The 23,256-nt window shown below is 63.7% G+C and carries 22 protein-coding genes; 16 read left to right on the top strand and 6 right to left on the bottom strand.

Annotated elements, in window-relative coordinates:
- Positions 1–42: 42 nt before the first annotated feature.
- Entirely contained in the window at positions 43–1,119 is a 1,077-nt protein-coding gene (locus AB4Z38_RS11700; protein WP_441429862.1) for a LacI family DNA-binding transcriptional regulator, read from the bottom strand.
- A 195-nt stretch (positions 1,120–1,314) separates the two neighbouring features.
- On the opposite strand from AB4Z38_RS11700, the gene AB4Z38_RS11695 reads away from it, so the two are divergent.
- The 7 genes from AB4Z38_RS11695 to AB4Z38_RS11665 all read left to right on the top strand — a co-directional run bounded on the left by AB4Z38_RS11695 (position 1,315) and on the right by AB4Z38_RS11665 (position 7,012).
- Positions 1,315–2,148, top strand: a complete 834-nt coding sequence (locus AB4Z38_RS11695; RefSeq protein WP_441429886.1) for an ABC transporter substrate-binding protein — start codon at positions 1,315–1,317, stop codon at positions 2,146–2,148.
- 75 nt (positions 2,149–2,223) lie between these two features.
- Entirely contained in the window at positions 2,224–3,012 is a 789-nt protein-coding gene (locus AB4Z38_RS11690; RefSeq protein ID WP_284982212.1) for an amino acid ABC transporter permease, read from the top strand.
- Positions 3,009–3,785 carry an amino acid ABC transporter ATP-binding protein gene (locus tag AB4Z38_RS11685; protein WP_441429861.1) on the top strand — a complete coding sequence of 259 codons (777 nt, stop codon included), beginning with the start codon at positions 3,009–3,011 and terminating at the stop codon, positions 3,783–3,785. The genes AB4Z38_RS11690 and AB4Z38_RS11685 overlap by 4 nt, the downstream gene beginning before the upstream one ends.
- Positions 3,785–4,828 carry a Gfo/Idh/MocA family protein gene (locus AB4Z38_RS11680; protein WP_441429860.1) on the top strand — a complete coding sequence of 348 codons (1,044 nt, stop codon included), beginning with the start codon at positions 3,785–3,787 and terminating at the stop codon, positions 4,826–4,828. Before AB4Z38_RS11685 ends, AB4Z38_RS11680 begins: the two co-directional genes overlap by 1 nt.
- A 70-nt stretch (positions 4,829–4,898) precedes the next feature.
- Positions 4,899–6,020, top strand: coding sequence for an NAD(P)/FAD-dependent oxidoreductase (locus tag AB4Z38_RS11675; RefSeq protein WP_441429859.1), 1,122 nt, complete (start codon positions 4,899–4,901; stop codon positions 6,018–6,020).
- Positions 6,021–6,231: 211 nt separating this feature from the next.
- Entirely contained in the window at positions 6,232–6,480 is a 249-nt protein-coding gene (locus AB4Z38_RS11670) for a hypothetical protein (protein ID WP_441429858.1), read from the top strand.
- 205 nt (positions 6,481–6,685) lie between these two features.
- Complete coding sequence (locus AB4Z38_RS11665; RefSeq protein WP_441429857.1) at positions 6,686–7,012, top strand: YegP family protein; 327 nt, start codon at positions 6,686–6,688, stop codon at positions 7,010–7,012.
- A gap of 139 nt (positions 7,013–7,151) precedes the next feature.
- Here the strand turns inward: AB4Z38_RS11665 and ligD are convergent, their stop codons facing one another.
- On the bottom strand, positions 7,152–8,174 hold the full coding sequence (gene ligD, locus AB4Z38_RS11660) for a non-homologous end-joining DNA ligase (protein ID WP_441429856.1): 1,023 nt from the start codon (positions 8,172–8,174) through the stop codon (positions 7,152–7,154).
- A gap of 78 nt (positions 8,175–8,252) precedes the next feature.
- Positions 8,253–10,079, bottom strand: coding sequence for a gamma-glutamyltransferase (gene ggt / locus AB4Z38_RS11655; protein WP_441429855.1), 1,827 nt, complete (start codon positions 10,077–10,079; stop codon positions 8,253–8,255).
- 179 nt (positions 10,080–10,258) lie between these two features.
- Here ggt and AB4Z38_RS11650 point away from each other — a divergent pair, with 179 nt between their 5' ends.
- From AB4Z38_RS11650 to AB4Z38_RS11615, 8 genes are all read left to right on the top strand, one after another.
- Positions 10,259–11,248, top strand: a complete 990-nt coding sequence (locus AB4Z38_RS11650; RefSeq protein WP_441429854.1) for a LacI family DNA-binding transcriptional regulator — start codon at positions 10,259–10,261, stop codon at positions 11,246–11,248.
- Between the two features lie 2 nt (positions 11,249–11,250).
- On the top strand, positions 11,251–12,231 hold the full coding sequence (locus tag AB4Z38_RS11645; RefSeq protein WP_441429853.1) for a 2-hydroxyacid dehydrogenase: 981 nt from the start codon (positions 11,251–11,253) through the stop codon (positions 12,229–12,231).
- On the top strand, positions 12,228–13,445 hold the full coding sequence (manD, locus tag AB4Z38_RS11640; protein WP_441429852.1) for a D-mannonate dehydratase ManD: 1,218 nt from the start codon (positions 12,228–12,230) through the stop codon (positions 13,443–13,445). The genes AB4Z38_RS11645 and manD overlap by 4 nt, the downstream gene beginning before the upstream one ends.
- Before the next feature lie 3 nt (positions 13,446–13,448).
- Positions 13,449–14,972 (top strand): mannitol dehydrogenase family protein, encoded by a 1,524-nt coding sequence (locus AB4Z38_RS11635; RefSeq protein WP_441429851.1) that lies wholly within the window; start codon positions 13,449–13,451, stop codon positions 14,970–14,972.
- Positions 14,969–16,021: an NAD(P)-dependent alcohol dehydrogenase gene (locus AB4Z38_RS11630; protein ID WP_441429850.1), complete on the top strand. Its 1,053-nt coding sequence runs from the start codon at positions 14,969–14,971 to the stop codon at positions 16,019–16,021. The genes AB4Z38_RS11635 and AB4Z38_RS11630 overlap by 4 nt, the downstream gene beginning before the upstream one ends.
- Positions 16,022–16,069: 48 nt before the next feature.
- Positions 16,070–17,446, top strand: a complete 1,377-nt coding sequence (locus AB4Z38_RS11625; RefSeq protein WP_441429849.1) for an MFS transporter — start codon at positions 16,070–16,072, stop codon at positions 17,444–17,446.
- A 436-nt stretch (positions 17,447–17,882) separates the two neighbouring features.
- A complete protein-coding gene (locus AB4Z38_RS11620; protein WP_441429848.1) occupies positions 17,883–18,023 on the top strand; it encodes a PfkB family carbohydrate kinase in 141 nt (46 codons plus the stop codon).
- A 407-nt stretch (positions 18,024–18,430) separates the two neighbouring features.
- Positions 18,431–19,729 carry a serine/threonine-protein kinase gene (locus AB4Z38_RS11615; RefSeq protein WP_441429847.1) on the top strand — a complete coding sequence of 433 codons (1,299 nt, stop codon included), beginning with the start codon at positions 18,431–18,433 and terminating at the stop codon, positions 19,727–19,729.
- A gap of 31 nt (positions 19,730–19,760) precedes the next feature.
- Here AB4Z38_RS11615 and AB4Z38_RS11610 read toward each other — a convergent pair whose 3' ends face one another.
- From AB4Z38_RS11610 to AB4Z38_RS11600, 3 genes are all read right to left on the bottom strand, one after another.
- Positions 19,761–20,018, bottom strand: a complete 258-nt coding sequence (locus AB4Z38_RS11610; protein ID WP_441429846.1) for a DUF6458 family protein — start codon at positions 20,016–20,018, stop codon at positions 19,761–19,763.
- A 323-nt stretch (positions 20,019–20,341) separates the two neighbouring features.
- A complete protein-coding gene (locus AB4Z38_RS11605; RefSeq protein ID WP_441429845.1) occupies positions 20,342–20,833 on the bottom strand; it encodes a hypothetical protein in 492 nt (163 codons plus the stop codon).
- A gap of 8 nt (positions 20,834–20,841) precedes the next feature.
- Positions 20,842–22,146 carry an MFS transporter gene (locus AB4Z38_RS11600; RefSeq protein WP_441429844.1) on the bottom strand — a complete coding sequence of 435 codons (1,305 nt, stop codon included), beginning with the start codon at positions 22,144–22,146 and terminating at the stop codon, positions 20,842–20,844.
- Positions 22,147–22,630: 484 nt separating this feature from the next.
- Here AB4Z38_RS11600 and AB4Z38_RS11595 point away from each other — a divergent pair, with 484 nt between their 5' ends.
- Positions 22,631–23,239 carry a helix-turn-helix domain-containing protein gene (locus tag AB4Z38_RS11595; RefSeq protein ID WP_441429843.1) on the top strand — a complete coding sequence of 203 codons (609 nt, stop codon included), beginning with the start codon at positions 22,631–22,633 and terminating at the stop codon, positions 23,237–23,239.
- Positions 23,240–23,256 lie beyond the last annotated feature (17 nt).

Below are 23,256 nucleotides of genomic sequence, written 5' to 3'. Positions count from 1 at the left end.
CCGCGCAGCCGAACGCTCGCCGTCGTCGGTTGCTGAACGAATCTAGACCCTCGCGGTGCGCGGCATTGCGACCGATCCCCGCCGGATGAGCCGCGCGGAAAATTCAGGTCCGTTGGCCGCAGGCTTTCGGCCTTCGATTTGCCGGATCAGCGCACTCGCAGCGGCCACACCCATTTCATACACGGGTTGGGCAATGACGGTCAGCGGGGGGCTTGTCAGGCGTGTCCAGGAAAAGTCGTCATACATCAGGAACGAAACGTCGTCTGGGATTGAGAGGCCCAGCTCCTGGATGGCTTCGACGACGCTGAGTGCTATGAGGCCGTCGGACGCCACAATGGCAGTGGCCGGCTCCGGCATGAGCAAAAGCTCGCGAGTAATGTTCCGGATGGAATCCGCGTCGCCGGCGTTGAGCCTCACCTGGTCTTCGGAAAAGATCAGTCCGCTTTCCGCGAAGGCCCGCTGCATGCCTTCCAGGCGCTCGGTGATCTGCGATGAATCCAGGACGATTCCGGTCCGGTACGGGGAATCGGATTTGAGGGTGGAGACAAACGCGATCCGGCGGTGGCCGGCCTCGAGGAGATACCGGGTGGACTCGTAGGAAATCCCGGCCATGCTCACTGCGACGGTCTCCACGCCCAGCCCCTCGGCCTTCCGGTCCAGCAGTACCAGGGGCCTTCCGGTTTCGTGAACGTGTTGTAAATGTTCTGTTTCAACGGACGACGCCGGGGCGACGATCAGGCCGTCCACCCGCTTGTCGAGCAAGACGTGGACCGCCTCGATTTCTGCACTGACTTCCTCGTCCGTGTTGATCAAGATGACGTTGTAGCCGCTCTTTTTGGCAGTGTCCGTGATGCCCCTCGTCGCCAGTCCGAAGTGCGGGTTTTCGATGTCGCCTACGACTACCCCGATCGTGTTGGATTTCCCCGTGTTCATGCTGCGGGCCAGCTCGTTGGGCCGGTAGGAAAGCTCCTCGGCCGCCGCAAGGACCCGGCTCCGCACTTCTTCACTGACGGCCCCGTAATTTCCCAGGGCCCGCGCGGCCTGGGCCTTTGACACTTGTGCCGCTTTCGCGACGTCGGCGACGGTAATCTCGCGCCGCCTCGAACTGTTGCTGCTCATGCATGCCTTCCGACTGGGCCTTGACGGCCTGTGTGGTTTGGGTTACATTTTTTGCAACCCCCTGTGAGTCCGGTCTCAATCCTAGCCACTGAGACCGGACTCAACAAGAGGAATCCCGAATGGCTTCAAGGCCGATTACCGCTTCTCATGATTGGAAAATTTGCTGTGACTAAACGACTGAACTTCCGCCCCGGGATGATCGTCGCGGCTGCTGTCGCAGCCCTCCTGGCACTGAGCGGGTGTGGCGGATCGACCCCTGCCTCGTCGTCGACTGCTGGAAACCCTTATGGCCTCATAGAACCCGGCACCATCCGCGTGGCCAGCCTGGGAGATGCCAAGCCCTACACGTTCACGGACGCCACCGGAAACTTCACCGGTTTCGACGTCGAACTGTTCAAGGATGTCGCTCACCGCGCAGGAGTGGACAAGGTCGTCTTCACCGGACAAGACTTCTCGGCGATCCTGCCCGCGGTCGCCAACGGCCAGTTCGACGTCGGGGTCGCGGCCATCGGCATCACGGACAAGCGCAAGCAGACCGTGGACTTCTCCAACGGCTACCTCGCCGGATACCTGACCGTCCTGACGACCAAGTCCTCGGGGATCAAGGATGTCGGCGGCCTCGCGGGAAAGCGGCTCGGCGTGGTCCAGGGCACCCTGCAGGAGGCATACGCGGTGAAGAATTTCCCCACCGCAAACCTTGTGCGCTTCCCGGACAACAACTCCGCGATCTCGGCAGTGAACAGCGGTTCGGCTGACGCCCACTTCCTTGACTATGAGGCCGCCAAGTCCTACGAACAGCAGTTCGGCCTGGTTAGCGCCGCCGATATTCCCTCCTTTGACGCACCCGCCGGCTTCGCGCTGGCCAAGGACAAGACCGCCCTCAAGGATGCCCTGAACAAGGGACTGGCCGCGGCGATGGAAGACGGCACCTGGAAGAAGCTCTACCAGAAGTGGTTCCCGGGCTCACCGATGCCTACGCAATACCTGCCCAAGGCTGAGCAGACCGCCAGCCCGGCGCCCAGCAAGTAGCCCAACCGTCTGGCGGGCGGGCGGACAATTCGTGGTCCGCCCGCCCCAACAGCCACCTAAGTCTGAGAGCAAACCATGGACTGGTTAAGCACCATCACACGTACATTCTTCGATTTCGGCGCGATGGCCGAGGTCTTGCCGCAACTGATCGGCGTTGGCCTGCTGAACACGCTGATCATTTCGATCTCCGCCACTATCATCGGTGTCGCACTGGGCATGGTAGTCGCCGTCATGGGGATCTCATCCTCTGCCTGGCTGCGCGTCCCTGCCCGCATCTACACCGATCTGTTCAGGGGACTCCCGGCCATCCTCACCATCCTGCTGATCGGCCAAGGCTTCGCCCGGCTGAGCCAGTCGATCTTCGGACCCTCCCCCTACCCGCTCGGCATTATCGCGCTGAGCCTTATCGCCAGCGCCTACATCGGTGAGATCTTCCGCGCCGGCATCCAAAGCGTCGACAAAGGCCAAGGCGAGGCATGCCGGGCCCTGGGCATGAGCTACGCCAAATCGATGCGGCTCGTGGTAGTGCCGCAAGGCATCCGCCGGGTCCTGCCGGCCCTGGTGAACCAGTTCATCGCGATCGTCAAGGACTCTTCGCTGGTGTACTTCCTCGGACTACTGGTCAGCGAACGCGAGCTATTCCGGGTGGGCCAGGACGCCGCCGTACTCTCCGGAAACCTGTCGCCCTTGGTCATGGCCGGTGTCTTCTACCTCGTCATCACCGTGCCGCTGACGCACCTCGTGAACTACTTCGACAGCCGCTTCCGCACGGGCCGCCGACGTCCGAGCGCGCCCAGCAGCGGCCTGAAGGAAGTCACAGAACTCGACGCGGCATCGCCGCTGATCACCGGGAGCAACACATGAGCGCCAGCACCAGCACAAATAACACCACCGCCGGTGTCCAGACATTCCACGGTTCCAGCCTGGAGCTAAGAAACCTGACCATGGCGTACGGCGACATCGAGGTGCTGCGCAACGTCAGCCTGAACGTTGCGCCCGGCACCACCACGTGCATCATCGGCCCCTCCGGATCCGGAAAGTCGACCCTGCTCCGTGGCGTCAACAGGCTTCACGAACCCGAAAGTGGCGACGTCCTGCTGGCCGGTGAAAGCGCACTCACAGTCAAACCGGACATCCTGCGCAGCCGCATCGGCATGGTGTTCCAGCACTTCAACCTCTTCCCTGACCACACAGCCCTCGAGAACGTGGCCCTGGCGCTCTGGAGCGTGAAGGGAATGTCCAAGGCCGCAGCCAGGGAACGGGCCCAGCGCAGCCTCGCCGAAGTGGGACTCGCCGAACGCGCGGACCACCGCCCCCGCGATCTCTCCGGTGGCCAGCAACAGCGCGTCGCCATCGCCCGGGCGCTGGCCATGGAACCCGAGGTCATGCTCTTCGATGAAGCCACGAGCGCACTGGACCCGGAGCTCGTCAAAGGCGTATTGAACCTCATGGCTGGCCTGGGACGGCGCGGCATGACCATGCTGGTTGTCACCCACGAAATGGGCTTCGCCCGGAAAGTCGCCGACCAGGTGGTCTTCATGGATGAAGGAGAAGTCGTGGAGTCAGGCACCCCTGCCGAGCTCTTCGACAACCCCCGCAGCGAACGGCTCCAACGGTTCCTCTCGGAAGTGTTGTAATGCCGAACCCTGCCCCCGCACCCATCCGCACGGCCGTCGTCGGATTCGGCGTTTCCGGAAAGGTCTTCCATGCCCCCCTGATCGCCGCGGACCCCGGCTACTCCCTCGACGTCATCGTCACGGCAGATCCGCAGCGTGCCGCGGAAGCGGCAAGGCTCTACCCCGTCGCCCGGATTGTCCCCACCCCGGAAGCGTTTTTCGCACTGGCCGCGGACCTGGACCTCGTGGTCCTCGGCACTCCCCCGCGCACCCACTTCGATCTCGCCGCGACTGCGATCGCCCACGGTCTCGACGTGGTAGTGGACAAGCCCTTCGTCGCAACGTCGGCTCAGGGCGAAGAGCTCATCGCCAGGGCGTCCGACGCCGGTGTGCGGCTGACGGTATTCCAGAACCGCCGGTGGGACGCCGATTTCCTGACACTGCGGAAGGTCTTGCGGGAAGGTGGCCTGGGTGAGGTCCGAAGCTTCGAATCGCGATTCGAGTGGTGGCGCCCCGAAGGCTTCGGCAATTGGCGGGACAGCGCGTCCCTGGCCGAAGGCGGCGGCATCCTCCATGATCTTGGTGCCCATTTGATCGACCAGGCCGTGCAGCTTTTCGGTCCGGTTGAAGATTGCTACGGCGAGACCGCAAACCACGGACAACACCCGGCGGGCGCCGATACAGAGGCCTTTGTGTCCCTGCTCCACACCTCGGGAGTGCGGACCAGGCTGTGGATGAACGGCATGGCTGCCCAGGTAGGACCGCGGTTCCACGTCCTGGGTTCGAAGGCCGGCTACACCAAGTGGGGACTGGACAGCCAGGAGGCGGCCCTCGCAGGCGGGCTGTCGCCGTCGGATCCTGGCTATGGCGTTGACCCCGTAGCTTCATGGGGCGTCCTGGGGACCGATGGAGGCCATGCGCCCGTGCCTGCCAAAACCGGTGCCTACCCCCGGTTCTATGCCGAACTCGCGGCTGCCATTCGGGGGGATGGGCCGTTGCCCGTGGACCCCGCGGAAGCACTTGAAACCCTCAAAGTCATCGAAAGAATCCACGCCTTCGCATAGGCAGATCCTTCCAGCTATGCCATCGTCCGCCCCGCGCGGCCAACAACCAAACCCAAAGAAAGGGAGAGCCATGTCCTCCACGCCCCCTACCAAACATGTCGTCGTCATCGGCGGCGGCATCCTCGGAGTCTCCACTGCGGTCCACCTGCTCCGCGAAGGCGCGTCCGTTGTCCTGCTGACCGAAAAGGGCCTCGCGAGCGAGGCCAGCGGCCGCTCGCTGTCCTGGCTCAACTCCGCGGGAGAACGCTCCACCCCTTACCACCAGCTGCGCCTCGCCGGAGTCGATCGTTACCGCACATTATTCGCCGCGGATCCCGATCGTGAATGGCTGCAATTCGGCGGCGGCCTCATGTGGAACGCCGCCGGACAGCAAGCCCTCACGGAAGCACGCCACGCTTACGAGAAGTCGGTGGGGTACGACTCCAGGCTACTGACACCTGAAGAGGTTGAATTCGCCATCCCCGGCATCAATGCAAGCGCGGTGCCGGATTGCGCCATCTTCAACGCCGGCGAAGGCTGGGTCAGCCTGCCGGACCTGATCGAATTCCTCATGGAAGAATTCCACGCCCGCGGTGGCCAGCTTGTCCTCAACGCCGGCAAGGCTTCGGTCACGGTGGACGGCGGCCGTGCCACCGGCGTCGACACCGCCGGCGGCGAAACCTACCAAGCCGACGCCGTCCTCGTGGCTTGCGGTGCCGCGACCTCTGCCGTCGTCGCACCCCTCGGCGTCGACATCCCCGACGGCTCCCCCGTCTCCATGCTTGTGCTGACCAAGCCCGTGGACCACGAAGTACAGGCCGTCATGAACACCCCCCGCGCCGCCATCCGGCCAAACCCGGGGCACACCTTTGCGCTGGACCACGACTGGTATGAAGAGCACATCACCGAGCACGAGGACGGCTCCTTCAGCATCCCTGATGGCATCGTCCAGGAACTCGCTGACGAGGCGTCCAAGCTCATCGCGGGCAACCCCGAGCTCAAGCCGGCGTCCTGGAAGATCGGTTACAAGCCCATTCCGGGCGATGGCGAGCCCGTGCTGGGCGAACTCGGTCAAGCGCCGGGCTGCTTTGTCGCCTTCACGCACTCCGGAGCCACGCTCGGGCTCATCGTCGGCGAACTGCTGGCGGGTGAAATCCTCACGGGAAGTGAGCACCCGATGCTCTCCACCTTCCGCCCGGGCAGGTTCTCCTAGGCGACCACGCAGGATGGCTGGCGCCCCCCCAAAAAAGGGCCCAGCCATCCGCAATTGCGTTCGCGTCACAAACCGTCGTTTCGAAGCCATATTCATCGTTCTGATCCGCAAGCGATGAACAATCCGGGCGCCCTTATTAGTATCTAGAGTGGATGGGGGCGAATTCCGGACTCACCCGGGACCGGCCGGGATGACTATTGGGGAGCTGGCAGTGTCGGAACCTTTGGAGTCTCAAGACCCGCTCGTCGAGCCGGAACCGGTTCTGGTTCCCGGTGACGACAATGACAGCCTGGCTGCCCTGCGTGAGCAAGCGCAGGAGATCATCGCCGAAGTCCTCAGCGGAACCGAACCGAGCGGCGAACACCTCAGGGCAAAACTCAGGTCCAGCATTGCCCGACACCCCGGATTCCCGGAACTGGCACTGCTTGAGCACCTGATGAACCGGGCCAGCGGCAACTGAGCTGCCCGGGGGTTGCATACGTTTTACACAGGGTTTACTCACGCGGTCTTGTTAGCCTCAACACGGTCAGGACAGACTGAATATCACGTGAAAAACGATTCACGGTGGTTGTTCAACCAGAGCAGCGGACGAGGAATGCAGCGATGCTCCGTCCCGCTCGTAGTGAAGTCGCTACTGGGCAGGATCCGCAGACCGGGAGGTAGCAGTGGCCGGCATATTTGAAGTGTTTATTGACGGGGAGTCCTTTTTCAGGTTCCGCCTCAAATCACCTGACGGAGTCGTCATCGCTGTTTCGACGCCGTTCGAGGACAAGCCAGCGGTTGTCGCCGGAATCGCCGCTGCGCGGGAGTGTGCAGGCATGGGACTGGTCACCGACCTTTGCCCGGCCGCGACCGTTCGTCCGAGCGCGGATCCCCACAGTGCGGGTCCCCAGATATGTCACGAACCGCGCAAGGCGGTCGACGCATTCCGCACCCGCGCCAAGGAACTCCGGCGAGCGTCAAGCGCGCCGAGATGGACCGGTGCGGCGTAAGAGGCCGACAACGTCAGGACCGACGGCGCACTGGGGGACTCACCTGGGTCTCAGCAGGCAAGATGCGCCGCCGGCCGTTTTGGTCCAGCCCTCATTCTCCCACTGATTGTCTGCCGGGGCCACCTTCACGGCCTGTCAGTCAGTCGTGCTTGCGCGCTCGACTTGGCTGTACACGCGGTGGTTCACCCGGCATCTTCGGGTAGTCCGGCGGGAACGGCAGCTCTCCGAGCCCGGCACCGAGGTCGCGTGCCCACCATTGAAGCAGGACGTCAATTTTCCCTGCTTTGGAATTCATGTCACCCCAAGGGTCCCCCACGGATTTAAGCCTTCCGGGTACGGTGAGGATGGTGAAGTTCTTCGGGTCGGCAGTTTCCAGTTCCTCCCAAGTGATTGGACATGAGACCGGAGCATGGGCGAGTGCGCGCGGGCTGTAGGCGCCGGCTATGGTCCGGTCACGGTTGGCCTGGTTGAAGTCCACGAACACCCGTTCACCTCGTTCTTCCTTCCACCAAGCCGTGGTGACCTTGTCCGGCATCCGCCGCTCGAGCTCGCGGGCTGCGGCAATCACGGCATGCCGAACGTCCAGGAACTCATGCGAAGGCTCGATCGGAGCATAGACATGAAGTCCCCGGTTTCCGGAGGTCTTGATAAAGGTGGTCAGCCCGGCCTCCGCAAGTACGTTCTTCAGCTCAAGCGCGGCGGGAATCGCGTCGTCGAAATCTGTTCCGGGCTGCGGGTCCAGGTCGATCCGCAACTGATCGGGATTGTCCGTGTTTTCGGCGCGAGACGGCCACGGATGGAAGACCACCGTGTTCATCTGGACGGCCCACACGGCCGCGGCTGGCTCGTCGAGGACCAATTGGGGATGCGAGCGCGCACTCGGATAGATCACCTTTACCGACCGGACGAAGTCCGGGGTTCCTTTCGGCGGATTCTTGGAGAAGAACTGTTCTCCGTCGACGTTGTCCGAAAAGCGCTGCAGGGAGACCGGCCGGTCCCCGTTCGCCGCTATGAAGGCTTCCCCGACATCGGCAATGTAACGCGCGAGGTCCAGCTTGGTCAGGCCCACTTCCGGCCAAAGGACCCGGCTAGGACTGGAGATCCGTATTTCGCGGGGACCGTTCGGCCCGTCAACGGTGAGGGTGGTTGCTTCGGAAGCCATGGGGACAAGCTACCCCGGCGCTACCCTCGGTGTCAGTAGCACAGCGGACCGAATGGACGTTGGTCCGGTGGTTCCGGCTTATGGGGACAGGTTCAGCACCATCGCCGAGCCGCCGCCGCGTCTGACCGGCTCGGCGGCGGCGATCATGCGCCCGTTGGGCCTGAACTCGATCGCTGTTGCCGCACCGATCTCGGCCGCCGAAGTGAAAGCGTCACCGGATGGCGTGAACTGGTGGCCATACGGTGTGAGTTGGTTCCCGTATGCCGTGATGAACTCCGGTTCGGCCGTGACCGTTGCCGAGTTCCGTTGAGAGGCGCGCGGTGCAGCGATCGCGGCTGAAATGCTCATGCCCAGGTCCACCCTGTTCAGGATGGTCTGCAGCACCGTGGTGATGATCGTCGATCCGCCGGGTGAGCCGAGAGCGAGGAACGGCCTACCATCCTTGAGGATGATGGTCGGGGACATCGAGGAGCGCGGGCGCTTGCCGGGATCGATCCGGTTGGGGTCGCTGGCGCTGTAAACGGCCGAGAAATCGGTCATCTCGTTGTTGAGCAGGAACCCGCGTCCCGGCACCACGATGCCTGATCCGCCGGTTTGCTCGATGGTGAGCGTGTACTCGACCACGTTCCCCCACTTGTCGGCGACTGTCATGTTGGTCGTCGAGATGTTTTCGGTGTCCTTCTCATCGGCGAGTGCCGCCGCGGAAGCCGGGCACACACCGTCGTACGTGGACACATCTCCCGGGGCGACGGGCTTCGTGGCCGCGTGCAGCGGGTCGATCTTGCAGGCCCGCTCCTTACCGAACAGCGGGTCAGTGAGCGCGGCCGTGGGAACGTCGACGAACGCAGGGTCGCCCACGTACTTTCCACGGTCGGCGAAGGCGAGCGCGCTCGCCTCGAGGTAGTGGTGCAGGGCAGCCGGCTTGGACATCTCCGAAAGGTTGACGGTGTCCAGGATGTTCAGCGCCTCGCCCACCGTGGTACCCCCGCTGCTCGACGGCGCCATGCCGTAGACGTCGAGGCCTCGGTAGTCGACGTGGGTGGGCGCTTGGTCCAGGGGCTTGTACGCAGCGAGGTCGGCCGTGGTCATATGCCCCACGGGAATCGGCAGCGTGGTGGTGGCAGTCTTCGGCGGGGCCTGGACTGTTGCCGCGATCTCGGCTGCCAGCGGGCCGCCGTAGAAGGCGCTGGTGCCCTGTTTCGCGAGGAGCCGGTATGTTGCGGCGAGGTCGTGGTTCTGGAAGATGCTGCCGACGGCGGGTGCATCGCCTCCCGGCAGGTACAGCTTGCTCGTGGAGCTGAACGCCGCGAACCGGAGCTTGTTGTCGAGGGTCTGTTGACGGAAAGTCGGGTCGACGACGAAGCCTCGGGTCGCGACCTTGATGGCAGGCTGCAGGGCGTCCCCAAGGCTCAAGGTACCCCAGCGCTCTAGCGCGCGTTGCCAAGTGGCCGCGGTGCCGGGGACGCCCACGGAAACGCCGCTCGTGACGAGTTCGGGCGTGAAGTTGTAGGGCTTCCCCGTGGCGGGATCGATGAACGCGTCGTGCGGCATAGCCGCCGGGGCGGTCTCGCGGCCGTCGATGGTGCCGATCTTGCCGGTCTTCGCGTTGTAGAACACGAAGTAGCCGCCACCGCCGATACCTGCGCTGTATGGCTCGGTCACGCCCAGGGTTGCGGCCGCGGCGACGGCGGCGTCAGCTGCGTTGCCACCTTTGCGGAGGACCTCGATGGCGGCGGCGGATGCCTCGGGGTCAACGGTGCTGACCGCGCCGCCGTATCCGGTGGCGGTGGCGGTCTTTTCAGTCTGGCGCGGATCGGCAAAAGCGGGGTTGGCGACGGCGCCGCTCGTCACGCTCAGCGCGAGTATTGCCGTTATGGAGGCGATTCGAAGTTTGCGATGTGGCATGGTCGCTCCTCAAAAGGTGGTGCGAGGTGGGTGGGGCCACCCTACTCCGCCGTTGAGCGACGCTCAACGGGACCAGGCAACTCTTTGCCGTGCAACAACCTTATGCAAACTATTGACAAACTTGTACAAGCATTTCCATACTTGCAGGACAAGGTTTCAACGAAGCAACTGGAGGACAGATGTCGGCAAAACTCACGGATGTCGCAAAGCTGGCAGGGGTGTCCCTGGCAACGGCGTCGCGGGCATTCGGAGACCCCGGCCGTCTGGCAGCCGAAACGCGGCAGAAGGTCATGGCCGCGGCCGAGCAGCTGGGCTACGAGGTACCAGGAGTCACGGGCAGCCGAACGTTCGGCGTCATCGTCCCGGACATTTCCAACGCAGTCTTCGCAGCCCTGATCAAGGCCATCCAGGATCAGGCATGGCATGGCCGCCACCGGATGGTTCTCGCTGACACCTCGGAATCCTCCTCGCGGGAACGTGCCCACCTCGAGTCCTTCGCGACAGGCGTAGACGGCATCATCCTCTGCTCGCCCCGACTGCCTTCCTCACAGATCCACGACCTCGCCGGCAGCGCTCCGCTGGTTGTCATCAATGGCGAGGCCGAGCACGCCGCACGGGTGCTCATGGAGGCCGGCGAGGGAATCCGCCAAGCCGTCGAGCACCTCTACGCCCTCGGCCACCGCAAGCTCGCGTACATTCCCGGACCCGCATCCTCATGGGCCAACGGCCAGCGGCGTGCAGCGATCACCCGCTTCTGCGCCGAGTGGGGCATCGAACTCGTCACTGTGGGGAACCAGAATGCAACCGTCGACGGCGGACTGGCCGCGGCGGCGTCGGTGGTCGCCAGCGGCGCCACCGCAGTCATTGCATACAACGATCTGGTCGCCATCGGCATGCTCGCCGGCGCACGGACCCTCGGCTACCACTGCCCGGAGGACATCAGCGTCGTCGGCATCGACGACCTCGACATTGCCGCCGCGGCAGAACCCGGACTCACCTCCATCCGCGTACCGATTGACCGAAGCGGCGCCCTCAGCCTTGAGCTCCTCCTGGAGCAGATGGCCGGAAAGCCCACCGCAACGGAAGCCGTCCACCTCAGCTCACAACTCATAGTGCGTGGCTCCACTTTTGCTGCGCGCACCGCAGAGCAAGCCCTCCAGGGAAAGTAACCATGAGAATCGTCATCGCAGATCCCAACCTGATGCCCCACCGCTCCACTTTAGAGGCCGCGCTCCCCGAGGGGGCCCTTACCTCCTGGCACGACAGCTGGAGCGACCATGCAGTAATCACCGACCTCAAAGATGCCGACGTCTACGTAGGGCCACGCTTCACCGAGCCCATGGGCGCGGCCGCCGGCAATCTGCGGCTCGTGCACGTGGGTGGTGCCGGCTATGACGGCATCGACGCCTCCGCGTTGCCCTCCGGTGCAGTCTGCGCGAACACCTTCCACCACGAAAGTTCTATTGCCGAACACATCGCCACCGTTTTGGTGGCCCTCCGCCGCAACCTGATCGGCCAAGACGCTGCCCTTCGGAGCGGCGTCTGGTCTTCCTCCGTCTACTCCCCCGAGATCCGGCAGCCTGAAACACTCCGCGGCGCCGTGGTGACGTTCCTCGGGTTCGGACACATCGGCGGGGCGGCATGGTCGCTCCTCAAGGCCTTCGGCGCCGAGGGCATCGCCATCTCCCGCAGTGGCAGCGTGGACGCAAAGGCCAACTCCTTGCGCTGGGCCGGCACCACCGAGCGGCTTGCCGAGGCCCTCAGTGAATCGGACATCGTCGTGGTCAGCATCCCGCTCTCGGCGCAAACCACCGGCATCATCAGCGCAGCTGAACTCGACGACCTTGGCCCGGACGGCTTGCTCGTCAACATTGCCCGCGGACCCGTCGTCGAAGAAGCCGCACTCTACGAAGCCCTGAAAGACCGGCGGATCGCGGGGGCCGCAATCGACGTCTGGTACCAATACCCGGGCACTGACGGCCGCGGCGAACCATCGACCCTTCCGTTCGGCCGCTTGGACAACATCATCATGACCCCGCACTCCTCCGGCGTCACCGCAGAGACCTTCCGCAGCCGCGCGCTCGAGATCGCCGAAAACGTCACCCGCCTTTCCACAAACCAGCCGCTGAAGAATGTAGTGATTTCCCGATGACCCGAAAAATCGTCGACGTCGATGTCCTGGTAACCAGCCCGAGCCGCAACTTCGTCACCCTCAAGATCACCACCGACGACGGCATCGTCGGTTGGGGTGACGCCACACTCAACGGCCGCGAACTCTCCGTCGCGAGCTACCTCCGCGATCACCTCGGCCCAGCTTTGCTGGGCAGGGACGCAGACCGCATCGAGGACACCTGGCAGTACTTTTACAAAGGCGCGTACTGGCGCCGCGGGCCGGTGACCATGGCCGCGATCGGCGCCATCGACCTCGCCCTCTGGGACATCAAGGGCAAGGCCCTCGCTGTTCCCGTTTACCAGCTCCTGGGCGGCGCAGCCCGCGACAAGATCCTCACGTACACGCACGCCACCGGCTGGGACCTACCTGAATTGCTGGACTCGGTAGACCAGCGCCGCGAACAAGGCTTCCGTGCCGTTCGCGCCCAGTCGGGCGTGCCGGGGCTCGACAAGGTTTACGGCGTCACCAAGGCCGCCGCGAGCTACGAACCTGCTGGCCGCGGCGCCGGTCCAGTCGAAGAGGACTGGGACACCTCCGCCTATCTGCGCCATGCACCAAAAATCCTCTCGGCAGTCCGCGAGCACGTCGGGCCCGAGCTCAAGCTCCTCCACGATGTCCACCACCGCCTCAACCCCACCGAAGCCGCCCGCTTGGCCCGCTCATTGGAAGAGGTGGATCTGTTCTGGCTGGAGGACGTCACCCCCGCGGAGAACCAGCGGCTGTTGCGCACACTGCGCCAGCAGACCACCATTCCGTTGGCCATCGGCGAAGTCTTCAACACCGTCTGGGATGCCGAGTTGCTCATCACCGAACGGCTCATCGACTACATCCGCACCGCCGTCGTGCATGCCGGAGGCATCTCCCACGTGCGCAAGATCCTGGCGCTTGCCGAGGTGTACCAGATCAAGGGCGCACCCCACGGCCCCTCCGACGTCTCCCCCATCAACCTGTCGGCATCGCTGCACCTCGGCCTGGCCACCAGCAACTTCGCCATCCAGGAATACATGGGCTACGACCCACTGGTGTCCGAGGTCTTCCAATCAAGCTTCCGCTTCGAAGACGGCTACCTGCACCCCGGTGACGAGCCCGGCCTGGGTGTCCACGTGGATGAAGAAGCCGCAGCCCGGTTCCCGTACACGCAGGCCTACCTGCCCATCGCCCGGGAGCTCGATGGCTCCATGAAGGACTGGTGAAACATGGCCACGCCAAGCCTCCTGCAGCTGAACGCGGAAACCCCGGGACTCCTTCGCCGCACCGTCGCGCCTGCTCCCGGCATCGTGCACCTCGGCATCGGAAACTTCCACCGCGCGCACCAGGCCGTCTATACGGATGCAGCCGTCGCAGCGCAGGGTGGAGACTGGGGAATCATCGGAATCTCGAGCCGCTCAAGCACCATCACCGATGCCATGCACGCCCAGGACATGCTCTACACCGTCGTGGAAATCTCGCCCGAGGGATCGAGGTTCTCGACGCCGCGCGTGCATGCGGACGCCTTCGTTGCAGCACAAGACCCGCAGCGGGTTGTGGCCGCCATTGGCGACGAGACCACGCGCATCGTGTCACTCACGGTTACGGAAAACGGCTACACCTACAGCCCGGCAACAGGCTCACTGAACGTCGCCGATCCCGATGTTCAGCACGATCTCGCCAACGGCTCGGCCCCCCGCACTCCGATCGGGCAGATCGTCCGCGGACTCCAGCAGCGGGCACGGACCCACGGCAAAGCAGTGACGGTCCTCAGTTGCGACAACCTCGCAGACAACGGGCACCACACCCAGCGCCTGGTCCGCGAATTCGCGTCACTGTTGCCCGCCCCTGAAGCCGCCGAGACGTTGCATTGGATCGGTGCCAACGTCACCTTCCCGTCGTCCATGGTGGACCGGATCGTGCCCGCCACGACAGACCACTACCGCAGCCTTGTCGCCGAGCAACTCGGTTACGCAGACCAGATCCCGGTGCCCGCCGAGCCCTTCACGATGTGGATTCTGGAGGACAACTTCATCGCGGGCCGCCCGGCCTGGGAGGCCGGAGGTGCGATCTTCACCGACGATGTCGCGGCCTACGAACAGCTCAAGGTCCGGCTACTCAACGGCACCCATTCGCTGATCGCCTACCTCGGAGCCCTGTCCGGTGCAGCCACCATTCCGGACGCCACGGGCATCGACTACATCGAAGCCGCCGCCCGCCACGTACTGCGTGATGAATACCTGCCGAGCGTCACGGTGCCCGCCGCCGTCGACGTCGAGGCCTACGAGGAGCAACTCTTCTCGCGTTGGCGCAACTCGGCATTGGGGCACCGGACCAGCCAGGTGGGCAGTGATGGTTCCGTCAAGCTCCGTCAGCGGATCCCGATTCCAGCCTTGGAAATGCTCGACGCCGGCGCCATGCCCCACTACCTCGCCCTCACCGCCGCCGCGTACCTGTCGTGCATCGCACCTCTTCGGGGATTCGACCCCGGCAACCACGCCAACGAGATGCAGGACCCCGCCCGGGAAACACTCCGAGGTCTCGCAGCGGGATCCTCCTCCGGACGGGACCTCGCCGCCAAGGTACTCGGCGAACACCATCTTCTAGGGGACGGCCTCGCGACTCGTGAAGACTTCATCCGCCGCACTGGTGAGCTGATCGACATCATCCACCGGCAAGGCCCCCTCGCCGCCGCAAGGGCGGCAGCCGAATCCACCTCACTTCTTCCCGCACAGACCCGGAGCATCCGATGACCACCCAAGCAGTCAGCCGTGCCGACGGACCCTCGCTGCCGCTGACCACGGAAGCCGCCGTCCTGCACGACGCAGGAGATCTCCGTATCGAAGAGAAACCCCTGAAGACCCTCGGGCCGAACGATGTCCTCGTTAAAATGCGCTCGGGCGGGATCTGCGGCTCGGACATGCACTACTTCGCTGACGGCCGCAACGGCACTAATGTCCTCCGGCAGCCTACTGTCCTCGGCCACGAGGGTGCCGGCGTCGTCATCGCGGCAGGTGAGGCGGCCAGCGTTGCCGTGGGCGCCGCCGTCGTGATTGAACCCGCGTTGCCGTGCCGGAATTGCCCGTCGTGCCTCGCCGGACGCTACAACCTCTGCCCGGCGGGCACGTGCTTCGGTTCCCCGCCGACCGACGGGCTGTTTGCCCGCCACGTGGTGGTGCCCGAAGCCGCCCTTCACGAACTTCCGGCCAACATCCCGGCGGAGATCGGGGCTGCGATTGAACCGCTCGCCGTCGCCGTCTGGGCGGTTGAACGCGCACAGGTGCAGGCCGGACACCGGGTGCTTATCACGGGCGCAGGGCCGATCGGCTTGCTCGTGGCGCAAGTGGCGGCCTCCCGCGGCGCTTCGGAGATCATCGTGACGGACGTCAACGACGACCGCCTGACCGTTGCGGCCCGGCTCGGCGCCACTCGGACCATCAACACCTCAGTGACGGCCTTGGAGTTGAAGGACCTGGATCGCCTGATCGAGTGCTCCGGCAACACCAAGGCGCTGGCCGAGGGCGTCTACGCCCTCGCCCCAGCCGCACGGGCAACCGTGGTGGGCCAGGCCCGCCCTTCCGTCGACGGGATCCCCCTCGGCTTCCTCCAACGCTATGAAATCGATCTGGTGACCGCATTCCGGTACGCCAACGCATTCCCGACGGCGATTCAGCTCGCCTCCTCAGGCGTAGTGGACCTCCGGTCAATCATCACCGCAACTTATCCACTCGCCAGCGCCGCGGCCGCGCTCACGGCCCCGGTGACAGACCCCACCAACCTCAAAGTCCTCATCACCTACTGACTCGGCCCAAGTACGGGCAAGCGGACATCCATTCAAAGGAGTATGGAAATGACCACAGCAGCAAACCTCCCGCCCACGCCGGTGGACCAAAGCAAGGTCCGGAAGGCCGCCGTCGCCGGACTCATCGGTACCACGCTTGAACTGTACGACTTCGTCATCTACGGCACTGCGTCGGCACTCGTGTTCAGCAAGCTCTTCTTCCCCAACATTTCCCCCGCGGCGGCGCTGCTGGCCAGTTTCAGCACCTTCGCCGTCGGATTCCTGTTCCGTCCGCTCGGCGGGATCTTCTTCTCCCATTTCGGTGACCGCCTCGGCCGCAAGTGGGTCCTGGTAGTCACTCTGCTTCTCATGGGCGGGGCGACACTGGCGATCGGGCTCCTGCCTACCTTTGGCCAGATCGGACTCTTTGCCCCGATCCTGCTGTGTGTCTGCCGCGCGGCGCAAGGCTTCGGCGCCGGTGCTGAACAATCGGGCGGCGCAACGCTGCTCACCGAATCCGCCGCGCCTGGAACCCGAGGCAAGCTGGCGTCCCTCATCATGGTCGGCGCCGCCGCCGGAACGGCACTCGGAGCACTCGTCTGGATCGCGGCGCAGTCCTTGGCACCCAACGACATGCTCACGTGGGGCTGGAGGCTCGTCTTCCTCTCCAGTATCTTCGTCACCATCGCCGCGCTGGTCATCCGCCGCAAGCTGGACGAATCACCGGTCTTCGAGGAGATCAAGCAGGCCCGCACGGAACCCCCGGCACCCCTGCGGGAAGTTGCCAAATACGGCAAGGCCAACGTCCTGCGCGTCATCCTGATGAACCTCGGCGTCAGCACCCAGTCCTACACCATCCAGGTGTTCATGGCCTCCTACCTCATCAGTGTGATCGGAACGGACCCGAAGTTCATTCCTCCAGTGCTCCTCATCGGTTCGCTCTGTGGCGGCGTCGCGGCTGTATCCTTCGGAGTCCTGTCCGACAAGATCGGGCGCCGGCGCGTCGTCTCACTCATCACCGGGGCACTCATCCTCTTCCCTGCCCCTGCGTTCCTGCTGCTGACCACCGGCTCCCCGGTAGCAATCGTGCTGGTGATGATCATCGGCTTCATGCTGGCCTGCCAAGGTGTGGTGGGCGTGCACATGAGCTATTTCCCTGAGATCTTCGGCAGCCGTTACCGCTATGCAGGCGTCACCTTGGGCCGCGAGTTCTCTTCCATCATCGGAGGAGGCATCGCTCCGATGATCTGCGCTGCGCTGCTGGGCATGTTCAGCAACTCCTGGATTCCCGTGGCGATCTACATGTCGGTGACCATGCTCATCAGCTTCATCGCCACCCGCATGTCGCCGGAAACCCTCAACCGCGATTTGACGGACTCTGAGGACGCCGCGCACGGCAAAAGCGGGGTTGCCCCGGTGACCTTCGAAGCGCAACACGTCCAATAGCACCCGAAGGTCTCCCGACGGCGGCGAGTGCCGCCGTCGGGAGAGCCCCCCAAGCAATCACCGCACGAAGGACATCCATGTTCCGTCTCGAAACCCCGGGCACAGCTTCCCGCCCGGCGCCGTCCGTCATCCTTTGAGACTCCAGAGAGGAGCTTCCCCTGCTGCTGGAGCGGTTCGGCGACTCTGTGGAAATCGGCGTCGGTACGGTGACCACGGCTACCGAGGCCGAAACCGCAATGGAACTGGGTGCCGCCTACATCGTGGTCCCAACTGCGCGGCCCCTTCCCCGACATCCAAGTGGTCCCGTCCGGCGGCGTCGAAATCGATGACGTCCCGGCTTGGATTCGCGGAGGAGCATTGGCTGTCAGCCTCGAAGGACCGCTCCTCGGCGACGCCTTCAAAGGCGGGAGCCTGACTGAACTGACGCATCGCCGCCATGGGTCCCAGCCAAGTGGTTATCACGTTGGGCGCAGACGGCGCCTTGGCATTCGCCAACGGCAAGGTTTTCAGGCAGGACGCACTGGTCATCGAAGCCCTCGATACTGTGGGCGCCGGCGACGCTTTCGTCGCCGGCTAACTGGCCGAATTCGTAGGGGGCTTGGGGGCGGAGGAGCGTCTTCAGACAGCCGTCAGCGCGGGTGCTTTTGTTTGCCTCGTACCCGGCGACTGGGAGGGACTCCCCCGGCGCGATGAACTGAGACTCCTTGGCAGCCATGAACCGGTCAGCCGATGAGCACATTCTTCGTAGGGGCCTATGCGGCCGCACCAAGCTTGAGCGGATGGGATCCGTCGTCTGAAGGCAGGTTTCTCCGGTCTGTCCTGGAACTGGACGGCGTTGCATGGAGGAATGCTTGCGCGCAGCGGGTCCGGCGGGGGACGGGCAAGTAGCGCTGAATATCAGACCAAAGGGGACGAATGTCCACGGCCCGGTAAGGGGGCCTAGACTGTACGGGCTCCGTCGGTCGAAGAAAGCGAGGTGCGAGCGTGCCGGATGGTCCTATCACTGGAGACAGCGATGCTCTGGTAGCAGGTCGGTACAGGCTGGGAACCCTGATCGGCCGCGGTGCGACCGCGTCCGTGTACCGGGCGCAGGATGAGAGGCTAGGCCGGGACGTGGCGCTGAAGCTCTTTGCTCCCCTGCTGGGAGGACCGGACGAGCTTGCCCGGCATGAAAACGAGATGCGGCTCCTGGCGACATTCAACCATCCGTCACTCGTGACTCTCTTCGACGCCGGTACCGACCATCGGGACCCAGAGCATGCGCGGACATTCCTCACCATGGAACTGATTCACGGTCCGGACCTGCATGCTAGATTGCAGGGCCAACCGCTGGCGACCCAGGACGTAGCCCACATCGGAGCGGATCTGGCTTCGGCCCTGGAATACGTCCATGGGCGTGGGATCATCCACCGCGATATCAAACCTGCGAATGTCCTCCTGGCTGATGCCCCCATAGGATCCCCCATCCGACCCAAGCTCACCGACTTCGGAATCGCCCGCATCATCGAGGGAACGCGCCTGACCGCAACCGGCACCATGGTAGGAACCGCCGCATACCTGAGTCCTGAACAGGCCACCGGCTCTGCCCTCGGTCCAGCAAGTGATATCTACTCGCTGGGACTCGTCCTCCTCGAATGCCTGACCGGAATGCTCGAATACCCGGGAACCAGCGTGGAGTCGGCCGTTGCAAGGCTCCACCGCCCACCCCGTGTACCGGAAGCCCTGGGGACGCGGTGGGTTGGCCTTCTCACCGCCATGACAGCGACTCAGCCGTCTGCACGGCCCGGTGCACTAGAGGTTGAGCAAACGCTCCGGGGTGCCCTCAGTTCCGGCGTCCCTGCGGCGATCCCCGTTGGCGCGAACGGAGCCACACAGGCCCTTCCCCGATTGCCCGACCGCCCGCCCCGGACAGCCAAGACAACGATCCAGATGCGGGTGCAGCCCGCGGCGACGGCGAGCAAAAGCGCGGACGATGGCACCGTCGTCGTGCCGCCCGTACAAAACAGGCGCCAATGGCGCGGGAAACCAGTGCGCCGCATGCGCAGGTCGGCGTGGGCCGTCGGCGCCGTGCTACTTACCACCGCCCTGGTGATCATTGGTGTGAGCGCCATCCAGCCGCCCGCTCCCGCCACCCCGGCACCTTCCGTCTCAGCAACGCCCACGCCCAGCACTCCTACGCCAACACCTTCACCCAGCGTTGAGACATCGATGCCGGTTGCGCCGGTTCCTGTGGCGCCAGCCCCTGGGCGCCACAAAAGCAACGGCAAGGGTAATGGCGGTTAGGAACCGGCGCCGGAGCTAAGGACAGTGGTTGTTAGAGTCCGCCGTCGCGGGTGTCCCTGGTCACGATGCGTTCCCCCGTGGCGGGGTCTACTGTGGCGCGGCTTTCGCTGATTCGACGGGTCCGGCGCGGGCCGAACACGAAAAGGGAAACGATCAAGCCGATCACGCCGACGACCATGAGGATGTAGCCGACCATATGGAGGTCGATGAATGACACGACATCCCCGGGGACGGCGAAGGCCAGAATGGCGCCTATGGCGATAAGGAAGATAGATGATCCGATACCCACTGCTGTACCTCCTGCTGAACCGCGGACCCGGCGGTGCGGGTATTACTAAGGTTGCTTTGCATCGCCAAAACTACACGTCGGCACCTCATCCGGCAACCACATGCCTGCATCCGGCATCCCGCGGCACATGACGGTTTGAACTTTTTGTCGATGCCCGCGAACGGTACCGGTTCCGGCTGGGCCGAACCTCCATCGTTCGTAGGCGCGGCTACAAAGCGCTGACGTCCAAGCGATGGCTGAACTGGCCGAAATAGCGGCGTCAAATAGCGCCGAACCGCGGAAATGGCCGGGACTCAAAAGAGTCCCGGCCATTTCCGTCGCGCTTAGTACGGCTGCATGGCTTCTGGCGGCTGGGTGCTCCAATCGGTCTCGGTGGCCCGCATCCAGGGATAAGGCAGGAGTTCCCCTAGGCTGACGGTTCCGACCTGTCCCCCGGCATCAACCAGGACGGTAGCCTCGGCCCCATAGTTTCGAAGCAGCTCCCGGCAAACGCCACAAGGATTGGTGACCTGGGGATCGCCGAGTTCGTCCATGCTGACTGCGACGGACGACCGGATGGAGGTTTCCTGAGCGATGCGGGCATTGGCGAGGGCGCTGGATTCGGCACACACGTTGATTCGTTTGGAGCCGATGTGAAGTCCCACGTAGATCGCGCCTGACGCGCCCCGGATAGCGGCTGCCACCCGGTGGTTCTCGCTGTGATGAGCCGTGAGGAGGAGTTGGCGGGCCGCGGTGTAGAGCTCCACATCGGACTGGCTGAGGTTAAACGAGATCACAAGTACCTCCGGAACAGCGGCCTGGGGGGAAGTATCCATGCACGGTCCTAGCTTCCAATGAAGATGCCATTCTTCCGCCGTGCCAGCACATAGAACACAATGCTCAACACGGACAGGACGGCGACGTAAACCGGGAAGATCCACGATGCATTCATGGACTGGAGCCAGACCAGGAGGTAGGAAGCCGTGCCACCGAAGATGGCGACGCCAATTCCGTAACCGAGGGAAGCTCCGGCGCCGCGGCAGGATTTGGGCATCAGGGAACTCGTGACGACGTTGTACAGGGTCATGTTCAGGACCAGGACAACGGAGCCGCCCAGGAGGACCGCGGCGAATCCGCCGATGCCGGGACGGACGTACATCAGCATCAGGAAGACCGAAGGAATGGACAGCGCGCGGGTGATCAGGAACCACTTGGAAATCGACTTGCCATCGGCGAACTTGCCGACCACAAGGCTTCCGACAACCAGCACCACGCCAAGAATGGTGGTGAGGGCGAAGACCGCGGTCGCGTCTTCTTTGAAGCCGCTGCGGGCCGCGGTGGGCAGTCCCGTATTCCAGGCGTAGTTGTAGGCTTGCGCCGCTCCGACGACGAAGGTAATGGCCAGCACGCTCAGCCAATGCTTGCGCACCCCGCCCCAGACAGCTTTCGAGGAGTTCTCGGCAAGCTCCTCGGGCCGCATGGTTTCCGGAAGAGTCCGGCGAAGGTAGACCACGATGAAACCGAAGATTGCCCCCACGATGAAGGGAACACGCCAGCCCCAGTCGGCCATGACAGCACCGCTCAACACCAGGCTGCACAGGTAGCTGACCAGCGAAGCGAGGAGAATTCCCGAGTTGACGAAGAAGGAGATGATGCCTGCGACGAACCCTTCGCGTCCCACGGGAACCAGTTCGACGGCGTGTGCGGTGGAAAGCGGAGCTTCAACACCAGTGGAGATGCCCTGCACGATGCGGCAGATCAGCAGGATGACGCCGGCGGCACCGCCGATCTGCTGGTATGTCGGACATAGGGCGATGATCAGCGTAGTGATTGCCATCATCATGATGGACCAGAGCATCACTTTTCGACGGCCGATCCTGTCGGCGAAAGTACCGAGCAGGACGCCGCCCAGCGGACGGAACGCGAAGCCGACTGCAAAGACCGCCAGGGCGTTAAGGGTTGCGGCGGTGGGGTCCTGCGAGGGGAAGAACTTTGGCCCGATGAAGGCCGACAGGAGTCCGAAGACCATCCAGTCGTACCACTCAAGGGTGTTCCCGAGTCCGAGGCCCAGCAGCCCGCGGCGGATTTCCGGAGAGAGCCGGGATTTCCGGGCGCTCTCCGGGCCATTCTTGACGACAGTGTCAGTCATGATTCTTTCCTTCCTCCGCACCTTCGCGGTGCGTGAGGGTACGGATCACCGTTGCCATCCAGGGGTATGGGCGGTGATCGAAACTATCATTTTGGCTTGGTTCGGCGTGGCCGAACCAGCTCACCTCATGGGAAGCGAGTTAGCCCAGATAGCTACGCGTGCCTCTTCGTAGCGCTTTGAAGCAAACGGGGACATCCAGCCCGGTAAGAGGGAGCGTGGATGGCTTGCTTGGATACCGCAGGATCAGCAGGGGAAACACGAGGGTGGACGTGGGGCTGGGCTGGGCCTTCCGCCAGAAGGCTGAAGCGCCCACGTCTCTGATCGTGCTGCAAACTTCCCCACGTGATGCGACTCACTTAACTATATTGAAGATATTCACCAGGTCAATGCTTTTTGATAAAGAAAAAATCTTCACCAAACCATTGATTCGCTAAAATTTTTCACTATAGTTATGTGAGTCAGCTCACCGAGAGAAAGCTGGATCATGACCAACGAGATCGTCACGGCATCCTCACCGGCCGGCACGAGCGCGCTTCTGGCAACTGTCGGCAACAAGGTCCGAACGATGCGCAAGGACAAGGGGATGACCCTGTCCAAACTCTCGGAAATCACCGGTCTCAGCCCGGCGATCGTCAGCCAGATCGAACGCGGGCTGGCCAATCCGTCATTCACCACCTTGGCACAGCTGGCTCACGGCCTGGACATTCCCGTGGGGAAGTTCTTCCTCGGCCAGGAAGAAACCAAGTCGCCGGTTGTCCGTAAGTCCGAGCGGCGAAACCTCAAAGGCGTCACCAAAAAGTCCGTGGGAGAGGCAGTTTATGAACTCCTGACCCCGGACCTCAATGGCGCGTTGGAGGCCCAATGGATCGTGAGTCCGCCAGGCCACGACACCAGCGCCACTCCTTTTCGCCATAGCGGCGAGGAATTCGGCATCATCCTGTCGGGAAAGAAAGACATCTTCCTCGACGGTGAGTGCTACACGCTTGAGGCGGGCGATTCGATCACCTTCTCCTCGGATACGCCTCACTGGTACAAAAACAGCTACGAAGAGGTATGCGTAGCGATCTGGGTCAACGCCCCTCACGTGTGGTGATCAGCCGGCGTTAGCCG

The sequence above is a fragment of the Arthrobacter sp. 2RAF6 genome, assembly GCF_052115205.1.
GTDB lineage: Bacteria > Actinomycetota > Actinomycetes > Actinomycetales > Micrococcaceae > Arthrobacter.
Note: the sequence above shows the minus strand (reverse complement) of the source record. Positions and strands in the feature narration are given on the sequence as shown.

What these genes read in the sequence shown, in the direction of transcription:
- AB4Z38_RS11620 (WP_441429848.1), top strand. Translation starts at nt 17,883, where the DNA reads ATGGGTCCCAGCCAAGTGGTTATCACGTTGGGCGCAGACGGCGCCTTG.
- AB4Z38_RS11685 (WP_441429861.1), top strand. Translation starts at nt 3,009, where the DNA reads ATGAGCGCCAGCACCAGCACAAATAACACCACCGCCGGTGTCCAGACA.
- AB4Z38_RS11625 (WP_441429849.1), top strand. Translation starts at nt 16,070, where the DNA reads ATGACCACAGCAGCAAACCTCCCGCCCACGCCGGTGGACCAAAGCAAG.
- AB4Z38_RS11695 (WP_441429886.1), top strand. Translation starts at nt 1,315, where the DNA reads ATGATCGTCGCGGCTGCTGTCGCAGCCCTCCTGGCACTGAGCGGGTGT.
- AB4Z38_RS11690 (WP_284982212.1), top strand. Translation starts at nt 2,224, where the DNA reads ATGGACTGGTTAAGCACCATCACACGTACATTCTTCGATTTCGGCGCG.
- ggt (WP_441429855.1), bottom strand. Translation starts at nt 10,079, where the DNA reads ATGCCACATCGCAAACTTCGAATCGCCTCCATAACGGCAATACTCGCG.
- AB4Z38_RS11600 (WP_441429844.1), bottom strand. Translation starts at nt 22,146, where the DNA reads ATGACTGACACTGTCGTCAAGAATGGCCCGGAGAGCGCCCGGAAATCC.
- AB4Z38_RS11645 (WP_441429853.1), top strand. Translation starts at nt 11,251, where the DNA reads ATGAGAATCGTCATCGCAGATCCCAACCTGATGCCCCACCGCTCCACT.
- manD (WP_441429852.1), top strand. Translation starts at nt 12,228, where the DNA reads ATGACCCGAAAAATCGTCGACGTCGATGTCCTGGTAACCAGCCCGAGC.
- AB4Z38_RS11675 (WP_441429859.1), top strand. Translation starts at nt 4,899, where the DNA reads ATGTCCTCCACGCCCCCTACCAAACATGTCGTCGTCATCGGCGGCGGC.
- AB4Z38_RS11650 (WP_441429854.1), top strand. Translation starts at nt 10,259, where the DNA reads ATGTCGGCAAAACTCACGGATGTCGCAAAGCTGGCAGGGGTGTCCCTG.
- ligD (WP_441429856.1), bottom strand. Translation starts at nt 8,174, where the DNA reads ATGGCTTCCGAAGCAACCACCCTCACCGTTGACGGGCCGAACGGTCCC.
- AB4Z38_RS11700 (WP_441429862.1), bottom strand. Translation starts at nt 1,119, where the DNA reads ATGAGCAGCAACAGTTCGAGGCGGCGCGAGATTACCGTCGCCGACGTC.
- AB4Z38_RS11630 (WP_441429850.1), top strand. Translation starts at nt 14,969, where the DNA reads ATGACCACCCAAGCAGTCAGCCGTGCCGACGGACCCTCGCTGCCGCTG.
- AB4Z38_RS11605 (WP_441429845.1), bottom strand. Translation starts at nt 20,833, where the DNA reads ATGGATACTTCCCCCCAGGCCGCTGTTCCGGAGGTACTTGTGATCTCG.
- AB4Z38_RS11595 (WP_441429843.1), top strand. Translation starts at nt 22,631, where the DNA reads ATGACCAACGAGATCGTCACGGCATCCTCACCGGCCGGCACGAGCGCG.
- AB4Z38_RS11635 (WP_441429851.1), top strand. Translation starts at nt 13,449, where the DNA reads ATGGCCACGCCAAGCCTCCTGCAGCTGAACGCGGAAACCCCGGGACTC.
- AB4Z38_RS11680 (WP_441429860.1), top strand. Translation starts at nt 3,785, where the DNA reads ATGCCGAACCCTGCCCCCGCACCCATCCGCACGGCCGTCGTCGGATTC.